The organism is Curtobacterium sp. PhB136 (assembly GCF_004346855.1).
Taxonomy (GTDB): Bacteria; Actinomycetota; Actinomycetes; order Actinomycetales; family Microbacteriaceae; genus Curtobacterium.
In genome coordinates, this window is sequence record NZ_SMGH01000004.1 from 500,794 (window position 1) to 517,772 (window position 16,979).

Below are 16,979 nucleotides of genomic sequence, written 5' to 3' on the forward strand. Positions count from 1 at the left end.
GCGCGATGGGCAGGTTCGGGTCGGGTTCGACGACATGGCGGAGCCGCCCATGCTTGCGGAACTGGCGACCACAGCTGAGCAGATCGAGTACCAGGATGGTGAGCTGCACCAGCGGTGAGCCTGTCGGCAGCGCGCTCTGCACTCGACGTCCGCTGCCGGGCCGGAGCGGCGCGAGAACCCGTAAACTTGGAGTTCGTCGCGGAGCTACATGACCTCTGGTTCGGCGTCGGTGCCACTGTCCACGACCGTGTGCGCCTTGCGCACCGCCGATACGTTGCAGACACGGTCGGTGAGGATGACTCGTTCCAACTTCGCGCGCAGTCGGACGAACAGAAAATAGTGAACGTCGCACTCGTCTTCGTGGTCCCGCCGCCCCCCCTGCCAGCAGGTCGGTACGTCCCGGTGGCCCGCGACGGCGAAGGGGCCGGCCCACGACCGGCTATCGAGACGGCGGCGGCGGTCGTCACGCGTAAGCAGGGAAGCCTCGATCGAAGATCTTTTGCAGGAAGCCGAAGGCCGTCAGTTCCTGTTCGTGCGCTCGAGCGATGAAGGCCTGGCGTGCGTTGTGTTTCGCGTCCTGGACTGCGCTCATCGCACCGAAATAACCCCCCAGTGATGACGTCGCATGGATCAGACCCGTCTGACCGGTCGGATCTATCAGTGCGCGTAATTGGCTGGCACTGAGCTTCTGAAGGATCGCTTGCAGGTCCGATAGTGGATCGAAGTACGGTTCACCAGTCATGTGCTCCGCGGCCGCCATCTCCAGGTAGAACGAGCTCACCGGCACTCGCCGAGCTGCTTTCCACGCCTTCAGGAGGCGAGTCAGGGCCTTCGCCCCGCCCTGCGGGTTCTTGTTCACGTCGGTGACGTATCGGAGATGTGCTGCGGGAGCGGTCTCCATCCAGCCGCTGGGTGGACGCGGAATCCAGTATCGAGACACCGCTTCGGTGGCTGAAAGGAAGCCGGGCGCGACTTCGAAGACCTCATCGCCCCCAGCGAATGAGACGACGACCGTTGGTGAGCTGGTGCGGATTGTGGTCCGCGGGAAGCGATCCACCAAGGCATCCTGGACCCAGTGCAGCGCCGTTGTCGGGCTCAGTTGAGGGCGACGATCAGGTCGACATCACTGCGCCCGCGCAGGCCGGTGCCGTGACTGAACGATCCGGTCTCTCGGACCTCAGCGACACTGAGCTCGGAGCGCAGCCTGGTCTCGATGCTCGATCGGTGGAGCGCGGCGACTTGCCGTTCGGTGGCGGTCGGCGTGAGGAGCGTCAGGTATGTCTGGAGCGCAGCATCAACCGTTCTGGGCATCGCCGGCTCCTCGGACATCAACGATGTGGTCGCGGTCGCCGCGTTCGACACTGCGGCGTCCGAAGCGGCGGGCGAAAACGTTGGGTGGTTGCGCCGCGAGGTTCTGTGCGTGCGCTCGGTCGGTGAGTGTCCGGAGCAGCTCACGGAGTGTTGCGGCGTCGACCAACTGCGAGTCGATCAGCCGTGCGCGGCGTGCCTCTTTCTGGATCGCGAGGTACTCGTTGCCGGCGGCTGATGCTCGGGCGGACCTGTCGGCAGCGCCAAGGAAGGTTACAAGCGCCCCGAGGCCGGCTGCGACAAGCGCGATGACACCCGCGGTCACTCGTCCCGTCGTGCTCGCGAGGGCCGTCACACCGGCGACGGCGGCGAGGATCGTGGCGGGGATACCTGCGACCAGCTCGATCATTCGATACTGCTGCCCGAGCGCGAACTGGGTCGCCGCACTGTGCACCGAATCTTCCTCGAGTCGTTCCAACTCGACCGCGATTTCGACTTCAGGGGTTGTCATGAGCTACTCCGTCCGCCGATGCGTCGCAGCCTCGTGCTGGGTTCGCGTGATGCGATCGCGACGCAGTCGCAGCCACTCGCGTCACACGCCACTCCGACTGCCGGATCAGCCGTCACGATGCCTCCGTCAGCACCTGATCGACCCCGATCGGAGGACCGATCGGCTCGAGCATGACGCTGGCGGCGATGAACCCGGATCGGTTACGTGCGGTGATCTTGGCATCTGCGCGCCAGTGCTGTGCAGCAGCATCGAGGGCGTCGAGCGCAGTGGATGAGGCGATGAGCACGAACGTGTCCGAGCGTTCGGTATCGCGTGGATGGACGACGTCGAACTTCAACGTCACCTCCTGACGACTGGGAGAGATCGCGATCTGTCGCTGCAACGAGGGCATCGCCGGTGGGTCCCACCGGCTCGCGCTCAGAAGACTCGGCGCGATGAGCGCGGCGATTGAATTCCGGGGTGGTTCGGGAACTGATGGCAGGACGTCGTCAATGTCTGTGCGGTCCTCGAAGGCGCTGACTCCGTCTGGCAACTGCAGCCGCACCTGGACGTCTTCGAGGGCGACGTCGGTGTCGTTGTCGATCTGCAGCCAGATTCGCCCCTCCAGGGCGGCGACGGCGGCCCGCACAGCGCCCTGCACGGCATGACGTTGGTACGCCGCGAGGTACTCGCGGGACTGCCGGTCGTATCGGCTCCGTTCATGCTCCGTATACGTGTCGTACGTTGCGACGACGATCCGGCTCGTCGCTGACTGGTTTGCTTCGGGCAACTGCACGAGGCCGGCTCTTGCAGCTTCAACCGCAGCGTCCCGATGCGCCGCTGAGCCGTCGAGTACCCGCACGCATTCCGAGTGTGACATGCGAACGGCGACGTCATCCAGACGCGCCGGTCCGATCGCTGTGCCGGCAAGAAGACGCTCTTCGAGCTGCCGAATGTCGCCAGGTTCCGCTTTCTCCGTGCGGGCGAGCTTGCGCACAAAAATGGTGCCGCGATCCCAGCTGTCATAAGTGGTTCGCATGGAGTGGATCCGGTCGCCGGCCGCAGGCGGGTCGATGATCACGACCAACACCGCGGAGTCCTGGAACGTGACCGTGTCGACGGTCCATACGGGCCCGTCTGCGCCGGCATATCGATTCACCCAGTCCTCGAACATCGCCGGGTCGGGCATCTCGATACCGGACACTGCCCCGGGCTCGACTCCAATGACCATGTAGCCGCATCCACCGAAGTGCGTCGAAGCCGAAGCAACGGTCCGGTTGGCCATGCCGATGATGCAGCGGCCGATCGACGCGTGGCTCGCCTTGTCCTGCTTCCCGAGCAGCAGCGCGGACTTCCACTCGAGGTACGGCTTCTCATCGGACGGGTCCGCGGCGAAGACCGCCTCCACCAGGCTCAGCAGCTGGCGCGGTGACCGCAACGGGCGGGACGTGTCGATGTTCAGCGCCACCGGTTCTCAAACCCCTGTTCCACGTGTCGATCGCCTGCGACAATCTTTGCGGACGGTCGCTGCCTCAGCGCAGTCGTGCGCCTGGACGACCTCACTCTAAGGCGGGCAACCGACTTCGACAGGTAGTCCATGGCCATGGAGACAGAGACCGCGGCTGTCCAGTCGTGGCTTACGAAACGGCGAGGTCGGAGGCCCTACGTGCGGGTGAGAGTCCGATGACCACCCAGACGAGGGCGAGGTTTCACAGCGCGTCACGGTTGCTCAGTGGTGCGGGATACCGTCAGAGTTCCTCAACCAGATCGTTCGTCGGACGTCAACAGGGTGCCCCGCGGCAGTCAGATTCGAATGCAGTATCGACCAGCGGCGGGCGTTCTTCGGCCGGGGTAGGACCTTTTCATGATGTCTGCCGATCGCGCGCTCCCGACCGCGATCGCCGCGATGCTCGTCGCACTCGTCACAGCGACGACGGCAGTGATGCCGAGCAACTTCACCGATTGGAGCCATCTCGACCGGCGAGCGAGTCGCCCGTGTAGAACGCTCGCGCCCACATCAGATCAGGCTCGCTTGTCGATCCCCCTCGCCGCGAACGATAGCAACACAGCTGTCAGACCAACGCGGCATAGAGGGGCAACGCGTCTCGCTAAAGCTTCGTTTCATGAAACGTCTGGTGCTAGTCCAACACCCACGGATGCGACTGGGCGTCCTGGCGGATCCGCTCCCGAAGTACGGCACGATCCACCCCGAGCTGAAGAGAGCACCAGGCCCGCACGACAAGGACGCACTCCCGTTCGGCGTTAAGGACATCGAGAAGGTTGGGCATGTCACGGTTTGCGTGTTTGATCCCGTTGTAGGCGCTCACCAAGCGCGTGGCCCAGTCCGCCCCGTCAAATGGGAGGACATCCCCAACTTCGGTGACTATCCGGGCCAGACGGTTCGCCAGGTTGATGCCGCCGGCCTTTTTCCGACTCAGCCCGTCACGCCTGGAGAGCTCGTAACCCAAGGCCTCGACGCCGGGTCCCACCTGCGCGAGCAGCGCGACAGGGGTGGTGTTCCGCATATTGATGCTGCTCACGATGGGATCGATGACCCGCTGCAGCCGGGCCCAGATTCCAAACCAGCAACGAAGCCCGTCGGGTCCGAGATCGTCATAGGTCACAAGGTGATGTCGTCGCTTGGGTCGCAGGGCGGTCTCCTCCTGACTGGAAATCACGGGCCGCCAGAACATTCGTTCGTCGCCGTCGCGATACATATACGCGTCGCCCGGGTGCTGCACAGAGTGGATCGCGCCTACCTCCGCGTGCCAACCGGAAACGACGAGAAGGTCGCGGAGTGCGGAATGTGGGCGAAGGTGACGCTCCCACGGGATCGGCGCCCTTGCGCGGGTCTCGACCAGGAGGTCGGTGCGGAGCTCAATGAGGTCACGTTCTTCTCGCTCAGCGACACGAGCCTGGGGCCGCAAGAGGATATCCACGCCACCCCACCTCCCGAGCTCAACGTCCTCTGACAGTTCCCGGCGGTATTCCAACCCTGTTTCGGACGATTCATATGTAGTCCAGGCGCTCGCACCTACCCAGTTACGGAGATGAGACACGGTCGTTCGGAGCGCGACTGCGGCGGTGTAGTCGCACTTCTCGCGGCCACCGAAGACAGCGCGCTGCACGCGAATCCGGCCGCTGCCCGGCCCGCCACTTCTGGTGCTGTAGCCGGCTTTGCGGCAGCCGATGAGTGTGACGAATCCCCGCCGGTCGCCGAACTGCAGCAGCCGCGGTACCCCGTCGAACGTCTTAGGCGTCCCACGATTCGATTCCTCGACGAGGTCGAGGACGTCTACTTCAACGCGGAACCAACGCGGAACCGGCCCGTCATCAGGTGACGACCATGTCACCTCCAAAACAATGCCATCGATCGTGCGTTCCAAGACGACATCACCGCCGCCGACCCTCGCCACGTCACCAACCAGCCGACCAAAGCGACGCTCCCCCACGGCCAAAGTGTTCGAATCCAACGAACTCGTCATACCCCGAACATACGGGCCGGTCGCGTCTCGATGACCGATCCTCTGCCGAAACGCCGAGCGCTCATCTCGGGCAGTCATCCGGTACCGTCCGGGACGTGGGTGTCCTCTTCCTTGCGGTCGGAGCGGTGATCTGTATCGCTGGGGCTGTGCCCTCGTGCTTTTCCCGGACTCGATCGCCCGCTTTGCAGGAAGGTCGAAGGAGAGTTCTGGGGAGGCCAGATCCCTCCGGAGCTGACGCGGTTCATCGGATGCGTATTCTTCCTCGGAGGCCTCATCGCAGCAGTAACGCTGGTCGTCGGACTCATCAGGCGCTGACGAGTCAGGTGCCCGCCCGAGGATCGGCTACAGCGCACCTCGCGAGTTGAAGGCAGCGAGGACCCTGGCGTCGGTGAACGGAAAGATCAGACTAAGTTGTCCCGCACTCGGCCCAGCGGCAACCGTGTACTGCCCGATCCGCGACGCCCACGATCGAGCCCTCCGAGGAAAGCGCGAACCCGGACAGGTCCACAAGCAAAACCTCCCGAAACGATGGAAGGACACCCCCGTGTGCTGCCAGGACTCCATCACGATCGACCCGGACGACCACGTCCAGGAACAGCAGCTCTTCCGATACGGCAGCGACGAGTGGGTTGCCGTGTACCGCACCGACCGTAACGCCATCGAATCTACCAACGACAAACTCAAGTCCGACTTCAGTCTCGATCTCAACACCGAACGACGAATGCGAGGCCTTGCGGCAGCTCAGTACGTTCTTGGGTTCAAGGTCGCCGCTCTCAACTACAAGCGCATCGCCGACTACGCCCGCGACCAGATCCGCAAGAACGAACGAGCGAAGCGAGCACAACGAGAAGGCATCGTGACCCCCATCCGACCCGACGTGACCACGCCGGCAACGACGACAAGAAAGCCTGCCGACAAGAAGGTCCGAAGCCGGGCCGCAACGGATGGTCCAACTACCGACGGAACGCCAAGAAGATCCGAGGCGTCATCGCCCCGCCCGACACAACCGACTGAGACACAAAGAGCCCCCGGCTGCTGCCGGGGGCTCTTCACGCTCAGGCATTACGCGAACAGGATGACTCCATTACGCGAACAGCCCTGTGGCGGGTCATTTGCAGATCTCGTCGAAGCCCGTCGTTGTGCGGATTCGCCGTCCTGTGGGCGGAGCCGGGGGCTGCGCTTCCCCTGGGCCTGTCTCGATTTTCCCCTTCTTTGGAGGAACCCCTGATGAGACGGCCCACCCGCCTTGACGGCGCGGCGCACGGCCGGGCGTCCGGGCGCTGTGTTTTGGCCACACAAGACTCGTCACTTCCGTGGAGCGTGGGCCGCGGCCATCAGGCTTCGGTTATCGGTGAGTTCCGAGCTCTGCCACGAGTGCACCGGTCTCCGCGAAGATTGAGAAGAAGACCAGCCCGATCGCCCGTGCCCGTTTCGGTGTGCGCGGACGGTCCGAAGCACGAATCAACGCCGCGGCGAGCAGCGGCAGAGTTGCGTCGATTCGTCCGCACCAGCAAGCGACCTGGCCGAGCGCGATGAGGTGCTCGGCGAGGAGGCCTGTCTGCACGACTTTGCAGTGCTCATCGCTCCCGAGTGTGACACCATCCAATGCCGAAGCGCTCATTGGGATCAATGTGCCAGCTGACCCGCTGACCGGCAGACGATTGGCTTGCGCGACAGTTCTTATTCTCTCTGCTAACCGCTATCGAGTTCAGAACGCTCTACGACGCTACGGGCACGGAGCGATCTTGACCACGACTTCTGCGTCGGCCCGTTCGATCGACCGGGTCAGACCATCCTCCGAGCCCGCAGCGAAGATCGCATACCCCAGACGGTCCGAAGAAGCCTCGGCCGGCTGGACGTGCTCACCCGCTTCGGCCATGACGAACCCACGCAAAAACCCCGGAATGTGCTCCCAACGACGTTCATCGATCGTGTCCACGACACCGCATGAATCGGCGTTCACGTACGTGATCGCCGCCGCCGCCGCCGCGTGGTCGACCAGCATCTCGAACGGCACTCCGCTCAGCAGCCTTAGGTAGCCGTCGTACACGTCGAATCCCCATGCGTGACCGATGAGTTCGAGGATGTGATCGCCGGGCGTGCGCACCGCCACTTCCATAACGAAGGACCGGTCATGCGAGCGCCGGAACTCGAGGTGGACCAGTCCCGTGACCATGTGAATGGCACCTACAACATCCTCGACGAGCGCCGTCGCCGCCTCGACCTCCTGCCGCGACGCAGTACCGACGCCGACGTGGTGCCCGAGTTCCACGAACTGCGGTGCTCCGGTGGTGCGCTTGGTCGTCAGGTTCGCGAACACCACCTCCCCATTGCGCACGAGCGCCTCAGCACTATATTCGGGACCTTCGACGTACGTTTCGATGAGGAGTGGCCCGTGGCCGCTGCGTGAGGCTTGGACTTCCGCCCAGGCCTCCTCCGTTGCGACGAGTTCAACCCCGGCGCTCCCCATCCCGGAGGTGGGCTTGACGACGACGGGCAGGTTGCGGAGGGCCCAATCGCCGACGTCGGAGAGATCCTCGGCCATTCGGTACGCAGGCTGGCCGATGGAGGCTTCTTCGAACAGAGCGCGCTGCAGCGCCTTGTTCCTCGAGACCGTCGCAGCGAAGAGGCCGGGTCCGGGCACGCCGAGCGCTTCCTGCAGCAAGGTCGATGCCATGACCTGAGGTTCGGCGAATCCGAGCACGGCGGCTGGTCGATGTCGGTCGGCAAGTCGCAGCGCGGGGGCGAGCCAGGATTCGTCCTGTCCGGCCGGCGACGTCACCGCCTCCGAGTCGACGATGTTCGGGTACTGCCGACGGAGAGCGTCGATCCTCGCCGGAGTTTCGGCCAGGAGCACGCGCCAGCCCCACCTTTCAACCGCTCGCAGGTAGCCGTCTGCCATGGCTCCGGCCCCCACCAGCAGAATGGCATCGCTGTCATTGCTGCTCCCTCTCATGCTGCCGTCTCCCCGCTGGCTCCTGGACCGGTGGTCACAAGCTCACCCGACACCCGGCGGAGTCGGCGTACGTGCACGGATGCTCGGTACACGTTGAAGACCGTGACGACGAATCCCGCCGCGGTCATGCCTATCCACAGCCCGAAGAACCCAGCGCCGGCCCAGGCCAGGATCATGCCGAGACCAAGACCGAACGCCCAGTAACTGATCGCAACGACGAGGGTTGGCAGCTTCGTGTCCAGCATTCCGACGAGGAACCCGTTGTACATGCTCCCGACGCTGTCGAAGCAGAAGGACAACAGCACCCAGGGCAGCAACGACCAGAGCAGCGATGACACAGTGACGCTGCTCAGCCCGAAGACCTGCGTCTGGATCTGGGGGAACAGCAGTGCGATGAGGGCGGACACACCCAGGGCGTAGCCGGCAGCGACGATGAACAACGACCACTGCAGGTGTTGGAGACGTCGCCAGTCCCTGGCGCTTCTGCTCCAAGCAGCCAGTGTCGTGGCCGCACTCGAGAATCCGAGCGCGAAGACCCCAACGAGCGATTCCACACGCAGGCCGACGGCGTGCGCGGCGGTCGCGTCCGCGCCGTACTGAGCGACGAAGAAGGCAATCACGGGAAGGAAACCTTCCCCGAGGAGGATTCGCACGCCGATCGGTAGCCCGAGCCCGGAGAGGTTTCGCAGCGCAACAAGGTCCGGCCGACGCGATGACTCTGACAGCTTCAGGTCACGGAAGGCCCGTGCCCGGAGCAGTACGGCGTAGGCCGCGATCACGATGAGCAAGCGCACCACTGTGCTCGAGAGCCCCGCCCCCAACACCCCGGCCGCCGCGGTGAAAGGTGTTCCGAAGATGAATGCCCACCCGACGAGGAAGTTGACCGGCACGGCCAGCAGCATGATGACCGTGAGCGGTTTGGGTCGGCCCACTGCTCCCATCACACTGCGCGAGTTCACGTAGAGCAGGAAGAACACGAGCCCTGCGCTCGCGCCCTGGTTGTATTCCTGCGCTACCGAAGCGACCTCGGCCGACTGCCCGATGAGGCGCAGGATCGGGCCGGTGAACTGGAGGAGAAGCACCCCGACTAACCCCGCAGCGAGCGCCAGCCAGGTTCCTTGCGAGAACCATTTCCGAACGGCATCACCGTCGGAGCGCTCGAACGCTTCCGCCACGCGCGGCGACACCGCAGTGATGACGCCGAGACCCATCAACATCACGAGGCTGAAGAGACTTAGGGCGAGCGTCGTGCCCGCGAGTTCCACGGCGCCAACGCGCGCGATCAGTGCGGCGTCCGTGAATGAGATGAGCATCTGCGAGATGAACCCGATAGCGAGCGGTAGCCCGAGCACGAGCAACTGCCTGGTCATCGTCTTCATCGATGTTCCTTCCGCCTTCTCAACATTCACCGTCGTCACCCTCCGCCGCGCCCGCTACCTGCCTCCACAAAACATCGTTCTGGAAAGCGGCGAAACCCGCACTCGCCTCGAAGACGGACTCGTCACCTATTCGGTCGTACGCCGCGGAAGCGTCTCGCGCAAACCCTCGGGCGACAGGGTTCTCCGCAACGACGTTGTGCCCCCACCCCACTAGAACGGCCTCGCGAATCGCATCCGCCAGATCGCGTTCATCCGATCGGCTCTCGTCGAGTTGGTCGAGGAACGCCTCTTGGAAGAGCTGATGGTAGGCAATCTGGTAGGCACCACCGATGACCCGCAGGACCGGCAGGAGGGACAGGACCAGGAAGCACAGGAGGAGACCAGGCACGAGCGTACCGCTCTGAAGACCGCGCACAACGGACGCTGGGTTGAGTTCCCACGTCGTCTCAGGGTTGCCGAGCTGTCGTTCGGGACGGAGTCGCAGTGGTCGTACGCGCCCACGCGAGACCGCCCAGAAGAGGTCAGTCCCGAGCGGCAGGAACGAAGCGAGAGGCCCGTCGAGACGATGCAGCGCCGCTCCAAGACTGGACAATCGCCCGTCGGTCAGGAGTCGTCGGAGCAGGGAGTCGGTCTCGAGGTGCTCGATGATCATCTGGGTGACGAGCGGCTCTTGGAACAGGAGCGTGGTGGTTCCCAGATCGGCATCGGTGCGGGTGATGATCTCGCGGTTACTCCGCGCGATCATCTCACGTGCCGCGTCCGGCTCCCGACTGTTCGGCGCAGTGCCGAAGCGGGTGAGCGTCTCGACGAACTCGTCGGTCAGACCCAGCGGCTCGGACGCAACGGCCATGCTGCGCTTGGCGAGCATCCGTCGGGGGGTCGCGAATACCTTGGTGGGTGGCTCGCCAGCCATCCGCAGCCAGCCCGGACCCCGCCGTGCGCGCTCCTCGAGCGTCACCGAGCTGCAGTTGAACATGATGTTCAGGGCGTGCCGGGTCGCAGCTTGGCCGATGGAGCTCATGACCAGCGTCGGGAAGTAGTCGTCGTCGAGGGCAGGCCGGTGGTGTGGTCCGGTCTGCAGGACTGCCCCGCCCTGCACGCACGCCGCGAGCTCAGCCGGGTCGTGGTTCGTGGCTCGCGCGAGCGTCGATGCGAGTATCGCCCGCGCTTCCCGAGCGGACCTCTCACGGATGGCGCCCGTCGGGTGGAACAGTCGACGGGCGTACGTCCGGACGTCCTCCAACGGCAATGGCCGCAGCTGGGCAGCATCACGGCACCGGCCCCACACATGGGACATCAAAGCAGACGGGCCGGGTGCCGTCAGTTCGGCCTGTTCGACGCTCACGGGCACCGGCCCCTTATCGACCCGCGGTGTCCGTTCCGGAAAACGCCGGAAGGGTCGTAGGCCCGCTCGAGTCCCTCGAACAGATCAAGCGTGTCGGCATCGAAGCCGGCCCTGATCCCTCCGTCTTCAGTACCCGAGTAGTTGCTGTAGCCGGTGGCTCCGCCGACTTGGCGAAGCACCCGTGCCCACCGACGCGCCCATGCAATGTGTGCGTCGTCATCTTCGGGGAGGTCCCATCGTGCTGTCAGCAGTACGCCGATTCTGGAGTTTCTCCGCGGGTAGGCCGACCCCGCCGCACGGGCCTGCAGGGTGTCGGTGTTGTAGAACTCGATCATCGCCGTGCAGCCGTCCGAGGGTGCCGATTCGATGGCGTCGGACAGCTGGTCGAGATCCACGTCCGATTCGTCAAAGTGGACGGATTTCCAGTAGCCGCGCCGTTCCGGGAAGAACGCGTCGTCGAAGTTACTCTGCCACTCGACGTAGCCGGTCAGTCGCATGCAGTCCGGCATCAGCTGCAGCTCCTCTTCGAGGACGCGGATTTCGCCGTCGTCCGGCAAACGCACACAGATGTCCACGGACAGGCCAGCCCGTGATAGCACTGGGGCCACCGTGGCCCGTGTCAGTCCGTTTCCGCGGTGCAGTCCTTGCAGACGGCGGATGGTCGCGGCCGATGATTCAAGAGGCATGGCCACCGATGCGGTGACGATCGTTGGCAGTGCGATGGTTCTGAACGTGAACTCGGTCACGACACCAAACGCGCCAACGCCGCCTCCACGGAGCGCTCGGAAGAGGTCAGTGTGCTCGGTTTCACTCGCGGTAATCAGCGCTCCATCCGCGAGGAGAATGTCTGCTGAGACCAGGTAGTCACAGGTCAGCCCTCCTGACGCGACCAGCCAGCCAATGCCGCCTCCGAGCGTCAGACCTCCGACCCCGGTGTCGCTCACCGTACCGGCCGGAACACAACGCCCGACGGCAGCAAGCGCTCGGTCGAGGTCGCCCAGACGCGCACCTGGCTCGATCCGGACGGTATGCGTACCGGGGTCGTATTCCACGCCGCGGAAGGTCGAGAAGTCCAACAGCAGTCCGTCGTCGATGGTTGAGAACCCGCCGATGTGGTGCCCTCCGCCGCGAACGGCGATTGACGAACCGTTCGCAATCGCCGCCGCGATAGCAATGCGCAACGTGCGGACGTCGAGGGTCCGGACGACAGCTGCAGGGCGTTTGTCGTGCATGCGGTTGTAGACGAGGCGCGCCGAGTCGTATATCGGAGCGCTCGGGAGGATGAGGTTGCCCGGGGCAACTCCCTCTAGCAACCGTCGAACGAGCCCCGCTGGCCCCTCAGTCATCGTGTTCCGCCAGTACATGGCGCAGGTTCTCGATTGCAGCGTCTTCCATCCGTGTCCACGAAGCCGTCGTCTTGGCAGCGATGTGCGCCGACACGAACAGCGACACCCCGGCATGCCGCTGTAGTCGTTCTCGCAGCTCCGGTGTGAGCACTCGCTCGGTCCACAAGTCACCATCCTGCGCAACTCCGAGGAGCGTCCCGTCGTCTAGTGCGTCCGCGACAGCGGACCAGTTGAGCACGCATGGGTCCGCGACGCTGACCAGGTAACGCACTCCTGCAGCGAGCTCGGCTCGGCCGATGCTCGAGGAGGTGTCATCGTTGAGTTCACAAGCCACGACGATGGTCAAGCAGTCAGCGAACAGGTCCGCGCGTTCGACATGCCTGATGCCGAGTGCCCGCTCTGCCTCCTCGTGCCGCTTCCGCGATGCGTATCGAACCGCCCCACCCACTGCGAGCAGGAGCCTTGCACACTCGAGGCCGACTGTGCCGAGCCCAAACACGCCGAATTCAGTGCCCCTGATCTCAGTCGATTTCTCTTCCAGTCTTGGGCTCGACGCGACGCTCGCGAGCAGTCCGCGTTGCAGCGCGATGCCCTGCCCGAGGGCGAACTCAGCGACTGCCACGGCGTTCGCGCCAGGGGTGGTCATCACCTCGATTCCGAGGGTGTCTGCAGCTTTGACGTCCACGAACGCCGAAGCTCCGGTGCCAGCGAACGAGATGAAGCGCAGACCGGTCGCCACCTTCAGAAGCGCGGCATCGAGGAACTCATCGCCGCCAAGGAAGTAGCCGGTCGCTCCGGGGAGCACGGCTGCGAGTTCCGCACGGGACGGATCTGCACCGATCGGATCCAGTTCGACGTCGAGCTGCGCGGCGACCTCGACGAGACCCTCGGGGATCGACGCGCCGGAGACGATGACTCTCACTGCGCCGACTCCTGGGCGAAGAAGTTGCCGAGGATCTCAACGCCGAGGAGGAATTCACGCTCCGGCTTCATCAGACTCACTCGCACGTTGCGCTGAGCTTCCGCCCGATGATGCGCGTTCCAGAAGAAGCCCCGACCAGGCAGCACGGCCACTCCGGCCCGCCGCAGCTCGTCTACGACGGTTTCGTCCGGGCGGTGCAACGCTTCGATCGTCAACCATTCCACGCTGATGCGACTGTCAGCAGCGGTAGGGTCGAGGACCCACGAAGGGACGGCGCTACGAATCAGATTGCGCCGGTGCTGGACGAGATCGTGCACGGTCTCTTTCAGTCCCGCTTTTCCGGCGTCCTCGAAGAAGTCACCGAGAACTGCGAGGGTGAACTTCGAGACGCACAGGTAGACCTCGTTGTACAACTCTCGGAGCACGCCCATGTGATCCGCCGAACAAGCGAGGATACTCGCTTTCATGTCCTGCGTCGGGAACACCTTCCCGGTGTCTTCGAAGACGATGTATGAGGCACCTACTTCCTGGAGTACGCCGTAGGAATCCCACTGGTGGGCATAGAACAGTCGGAAGCTCGCGTCGACCACGACGGTGACGTCGTTCCGGACGCAATTGTCGACAATCGACCGGAACTCGGTCTCGGAGAAGCTACGCCCGGACGGGTTGTTCGGGTTGACGATGAAGAGCACGTCCGCCGTCGACAGCCGTGCGGCGAGAGCATCGGGGTCGATGAGCTCGGGTTCCGAGATGGGAACCGGCTCGACCCCGCGGCGACGCAGCAGCAGTGCCAGATTGTCGAACGTGGGGTGGGTGAGGAGAACACGACTGTCGCGGAGCTTCAAGTATGCGCTGACGAGGTCGATGGAGTTCGAGGCCGTCGGCAAGACAAACTTGTCCGCTGCGGCGAGGACGCCCGGCTCCCCGGCGATCGACGCGAAGCGCTTGATGTAACGATCTTCGGAGGCGGGGATCGATTCCTGCTCCGAGGTGCGCCACGTTTCAGCGAGCCGTTCAACCACTGCCGACTGCCCGGCAGTCAAGGCCTGGTAAGCGTGACCGTCGGCGAGGTTCGCGGCGACTCCGAACCCGATCTGCTCGTAGTCGGTTAGCGTCTTCTCTTGATTTAGCGCGGTGAACACCACAATCTCCCCCATATATCTGCGCCCCAAAGGGGGCGCGTCTCAAAACGTTCATGTTGTCTGTAGTGCACGGGCGACATAAGATGCCGTCCGTGCGCGCGGCACGGGATGCCGAAGGCACGGACGGCACAAGACGCTGTGCGGGTCAGGTCCCGGAACCCCACAGGAGCGGCGACGGCCGCGTGGCTCGGCTACCATTCCACTGCATCGCGTGCTGCACGTCTTCGACGATGAGTGTCGGACCGTCGATGTCAACGAAGTCAGCCTCGGCCGCGAGCCACCACGCCGGGGCGACCGCGAGCGAGGAACCGATCATGCAGCCGATCATCCGCTTCAGCCCGAAACCGGACGCGAGGGCGAAGGCACGCACGGCTGCAGACGGCCCGCCGACCTTGTCGAGCTTGATGTTGACCATGTCGTATCGGTCGGAAAGCTCGCTCAGGTCGCCGATCCGCTGGAAACTCTCGTCCGCGCAGAACAGGACCTCACCACGGTCCTCGACGTCCGCCAAGTAGCGGTCGGCGCTCGGGTCCATCGGCTGTTCGAACACCTCGACCCGGTGCTCCCGCAGCGCTGGCAGCCACCGGTTGACTCCTTCAGCGTCGAGACTCCCATTCGCGTCGACGAGCACCCGCACGTCACTCGAGGCGTTCCGCAGGTCTTCGAGCACCGAGATCGGCGTCGTCGCGTCGATCTTGAGTTTCACTACTTCGAGGGTTGCGACCTCATCGAATTCGAAGTCCTCCCCCGGCGCAGGAAGACTTACCGTCTTCGCGGATGCAAGGTCGGTCTGTACCCGCCGCGTGTGCAGCGGCGCCGACTCACGAAGGTCGAGCGAAGCTAGCGCACTATCCAGGGCGTTCCGAGCGGGGCCAGCGGGCATCAGTTCGAACAGCTCGGTCCGAGATGCGCCCGCTCCGAGGAACGGTTGCACTGCTTCGAGTTCGGTCATACACCGCCGCAAGTCCCAGCCCGGTACGGCGAACGGGTTGCACTCGCCCTCGCCGCTTGCACCGGATCCGGATGTCACGGTGACGAGGAGCGCGGTGATGTCCACGTGCTCCTCACCCGCGATGCGGAAAGGTTTCCGTAGTAGCCGATCGACGACGACCGTAGACATTTCCACCCGCCGGCCCCGTGCTGCGGCCAGGAACTCGCTCAACGCGCACCATCCATCGCCACGATGATCAGACGACGCTTGCCCGATGCGAAGCGGTCGAAATCGTCAGTCTGCTCGACGGTGACGTTCATACGCACGTTCTCGAACAGCGACGGGAGGGTTGCGACGAACTTCCGGACCGGCCGAGTCTCGAGTCCGAGCGCACGGTCGATGGGTTGCGCCCGCAACACCACGCGATCCCGGGCGGTCTGCACGATCTGGTACTGCAAGACATTGGCCTCGGCGTCCACGAGCGTCGCGTCGCACAACCCGAGAACGGCATCTGCAGCGACCGTGCCTTGACCGTCGGCGAGTGCCTCGTCCTCTCGACCGCGGAACGACGTGAGCACTCGGAACCTCGACCCACACGGACACTGGCTCCCCGCCTGCCCGATCTGGACGACATCGCCTTGGTCGTACCGAATGAACGGCATAGAGGCATTGCCGAATGACGTGCCAACGAGATGCCCGTAGCCTTCCTCGTCGGCGCCGTGAACATCGAAGCGGCCGCTGTCCTCGACCAGGTGGTAGCGCCGTTCACCGCATTCGTAGGCGATCAGGGACATCTCTTCCGAGGAGTACTCGTCCAATACCGGAACGCCGAGCGTATCCGAGTAGTGCAGACGCTCCTCCTTTGTGCTGCGCTCCGAGTTCGTGCCGACGGCCTGCACCCCGAACTCCTGGAGATCGATCCGGGTCTCGGCGAGACGCTGCAGTGCACTCGGTAGGGTCAGGACGAGACGGGGACGGACCTCAGCGAGGTTGCGAATGAGAATGTCCACGGGCACGTCTTGCGAGACCGTGACGAACGGGTAATCCCCGAGCAGGGACGTGTAACGCTCGGCCACGAAGTAGATTCCGTACCGCCAGTCGGTAGGCTGCAGCGTGTCTCGGAGCATCAGTTCGCAGTGACGCATGTACAGCACGTGGCGGTACTCCACGCTGGCGTCGTCCTGGTAGATGGTCATGTTCAAGCCGCTCGACCCCGAGGTGCGGGCCGAGTGCAGCATGCCCGCCGGATACATCGCCTCGACGTCTTCGCCGAAGCCGCCGTCGATCAACGCACGCTTGTTGATCACGGGGAGCGCTTCGTAGTCATCCCACGTGACGATCGCGCCCGGCTCGTAGCCCACGGATGCGTACAGGTCCCGGTAGAACCGGTGGGACACGAACGCGCGGTCGACGAGTTCTCGGATGCGCAGCAGCTGCGCCCGATCGGTCTCCTGCTCGAGTTGCCAAACCGCGCGACGCACGTGCCGTTTCTCGAAATCCCAGCGCCGCCGTAGGCGGGCCTGGGCAGGCCTGCTCTCAGCCTTTTTCCGCTGTGAGTAGCGGATGAAGGGCTCGATTTCCTCGCTTCTCGCAGCGTCTGCTTCGACGTTTCGGATCGGCGCGGTTTCTGTGATGTTGATCGTAGACATGTTCCCCCATGACAATTGCTATCGCG

General features: G+C 64.3%; 14 protein-coding genes. 1 reads left to right on the forward strand and 13 read right to left on the reverse strand.

Annotated elements, in window-relative coordinates:
• Positions 1-463 precede the first annotated feature (463 nt).
• The 5 genes from EDF27_RS02400 to EDF27_RS02420 form a co-directional block, all read right to left on the reverse strand.
• A complete protein-coding gene (locus EDF27_RS02400; RefSeq protein WP_132047065.1) occupies positions 464-1,057 on the reverse strand; it encodes a nucleotidyltransferase in 594 nt (197 codons plus the stop codon).
• A gap of 38 nt (positions 1,058-1,095) precedes the next feature.
• Complete coding sequence (locus EDF27_RS02405; RefSeq protein WP_165931323.1) at positions 1,096-1,311, reverse strand: nucleotidyltransferase domain-containing protein; 216 nt, start codon at positions 1,309-1,311, stop codon at positions 1,096-1,098.
• On the reverse strand, positions 1,295-1,819 hold the full coding sequence (locus tag EDF27_RS02410) for an SLATT domain-containing protein (protein WP_132047069.1): 525 nt from the start codon (positions 1,817-1,819) through the stop codon (positions 1,295-1,297). Before EDF27_RS02410 ends, EDF27_RS02405 begins: the two co-directional genes overlap by 17 nt.
• Positions 1,820-1,931: 112 nt before the next feature.
• Positions 1,932-3,266: a hypothetical protein gene (locus EDF27_RS02415; protein WP_132047071.1), complete on the reverse strand. Its 1,335-nt coding sequence runs from the start codon at positions 3,264-3,266 to the stop codon at positions 1,932-1,934.
• Between the two features lie 670 nt (positions 3,267-3,936).
• Complete coding sequence (locus EDF27_RS02420) at positions 3,937-5,283, reverse strand: HEPN domain-containing protein (protein ID WP_132047073.1); 1,347 nt, start codon at positions 5,281-5,283, stop codon at positions 3,937-3,939.
• A 388-nt stretch (positions 5,284-5,671) separates the two neighbouring features.
• Between EDF27_RS02420 and EDF27_RS02425 the strand changes: the two genes are divergently transcribed.
• Positions 5,672-6,511: a hypothetical protein gene (locus EDF27_RS02425; protein WP_132047075.1), complete on the forward strand. Its 840-nt coding sequence runs from the start codon at positions 5,672-5,674 to the stop codon at positions 6,509-6,511.
• Between the two features lie 498 nt (positions 6,512-7,009).
• On the opposite strand, the gene EDF27_RS02430 is transcribed toward EDF27_RS02425, so the two are convergent.
• The 8 genes from EDF27_RS02430 to EDF27_RS02465 form a co-directional block, all read right to left on the reverse strand.
• Complete coding sequence (locus EDF27_RS02430) at positions 7,010-8,185, reverse strand: ATP-grasp domain-containing protein (protein ID WP_165931324.1); 1,176 nt, start codon at positions 8,183-8,185, stop codon at positions 7,010-7,012.
• Between the two features lie 50 nt (positions 8,186-8,235).
• Positions 8,236-9,618: an MATE family efflux transporter gene (locus EDF27_RS02435; protein ID WP_132047079.1), complete on the reverse strand. Its 1,383-nt coding sequence runs from the start codon at positions 9,616-9,618 to the stop codon at positions 8,236-8,238.
• A gap of 19 nt (positions 9,619-9,637) precedes the next feature.
• A complete protein-coding gene (locus EDF27_RS02440; RefSeq protein WP_132047081.1) occupies positions 9,638-10,963 on the reverse strand; it encodes a hypothetical protein in 1,326 nt (441 codons plus the stop codon).
• Complete coding sequence (locus EDF27_RS02445; RefSeq protein ID WP_165931325.1) at positions 10,960-12,327, reverse strand: FAD-binding protein; 1,368 nt, start codon at positions 12,325-12,327, stop codon at positions 10,960-10,962. The genes EDF27_RS02440 and EDF27_RS02445 overlap by 4 nt, the downstream gene beginning before the upstream one ends.
• Positions 12,302-13,231 (reverse strand): NAD(P)-dependent oxidoreductase, encoded by a 930-nt coding sequence (locus EDF27_RS02450; RefSeq protein WP_132047085.1) that lies wholly within the window; start codon positions 13,229-13,231, stop codon positions 12,302-12,304. The genes EDF27_RS02445 and EDF27_RS02450 overlap by 26 nt, the downstream gene beginning before the upstream one ends.
• The gene (locus tag EDF27_RS02455) at positions 13,228-14,388 is read right to left on the reverse strand and encodes an aminotransferase class I/II-fold pyridoxal phosphate-dependent enzyme (RefSeq protein WP_132047087.1); all 1,161 of its coding nucleotides are present in this window, start codon (positions 14,386-14,388) and stop codon (positions 13,228-13,230) included. Before EDF27_RS02455 ends, EDF27_RS02450 begins: the two co-directional genes overlap by 4 nt.
• 130 nt (positions 14,389-14,518) lie before the next feature.
• On the reverse strand, positions 14,519-15,535 hold the full coding sequence (locus tag EDF27_RS02460) for an enolase C-terminal domain-like protein (protein WP_132047089.1): 1,017 nt from the start codon (positions 15,533-15,535) through the stop codon (positions 14,519-14,521).
• Positions 15,532-16,953 (reverse strand): phenylacetate--CoA ligase family protein, encoded by a 1,422-nt coding sequence (locus EDF27_RS02465; protein ID WP_132047091.1) that lies wholly within the window; start codon positions 16,951-16,953, stop codon positions 15,532-15,534. The genes EDF27_RS02460 and EDF27_RS02465 overlap by 4 nt, the downstream gene beginning before the upstream one ends.
• Positions 16,954-16,979: the final 26 nt, after the last annotated feature.

Coding starts and splice junctions, on each gene's coding strand:
- EDF27_RS02435 (WP_132047079.1), bottom strand. CDS start 9,618: ATGAAGACGATGACCAGGCAGTTGCTCGTGCTCGGGCTACCGCTCGCT.
- EDF27_RS02430 (WP_165931324.1), bottom strand. CDS start 8,185: ATGGCAGACGGCTACCTGCGAGCGGTTGAAAGGTGGGGCTGGCGCGTG.
- EDF27_RS02405 (WP_165931323.1), bottom strand. CDS start 1,311: ATGCCCAGAACGGTTGATGCTGCGCTCCAGACATACCTGACGCTCCTC.
- EDF27_RS02445 (WP_165931325.1), bottom strand. CDS start 12,327: ATGTACTGGCGGAACACGATGACTGAGGGGCCAGCGGGGCTCGTTCGA.
- EDF27_RS02455 (WP_132047087.1), bottom strand. CDS start 14,388: ATGGGGGAGATTGTGGTGTTCACCGCGCTAAATCAAGAGAAGACGCTA.
- EDF27_RS02410 (WP_132047069.1), bottom strand. CDS start 1,819: ATGACAACCCCTGAAGTCGAAATCGCGGTCGAGTTGGAACGACTCGAG.
- EDF27_RS02465 (WP_132047091.1), bottom strand. CDS start 16,953: ATGTCTACGATCAACATCACAGAAACCGCGCCGATCCGAAACGTCGAA.
- EDF27_RS02420 (WP_132047073.1), bottom strand. CDS start 5,283: ATGACGAGTTCGTTGGATTCGAACACTTTGGCCGTGGGGGAGCGTCGC.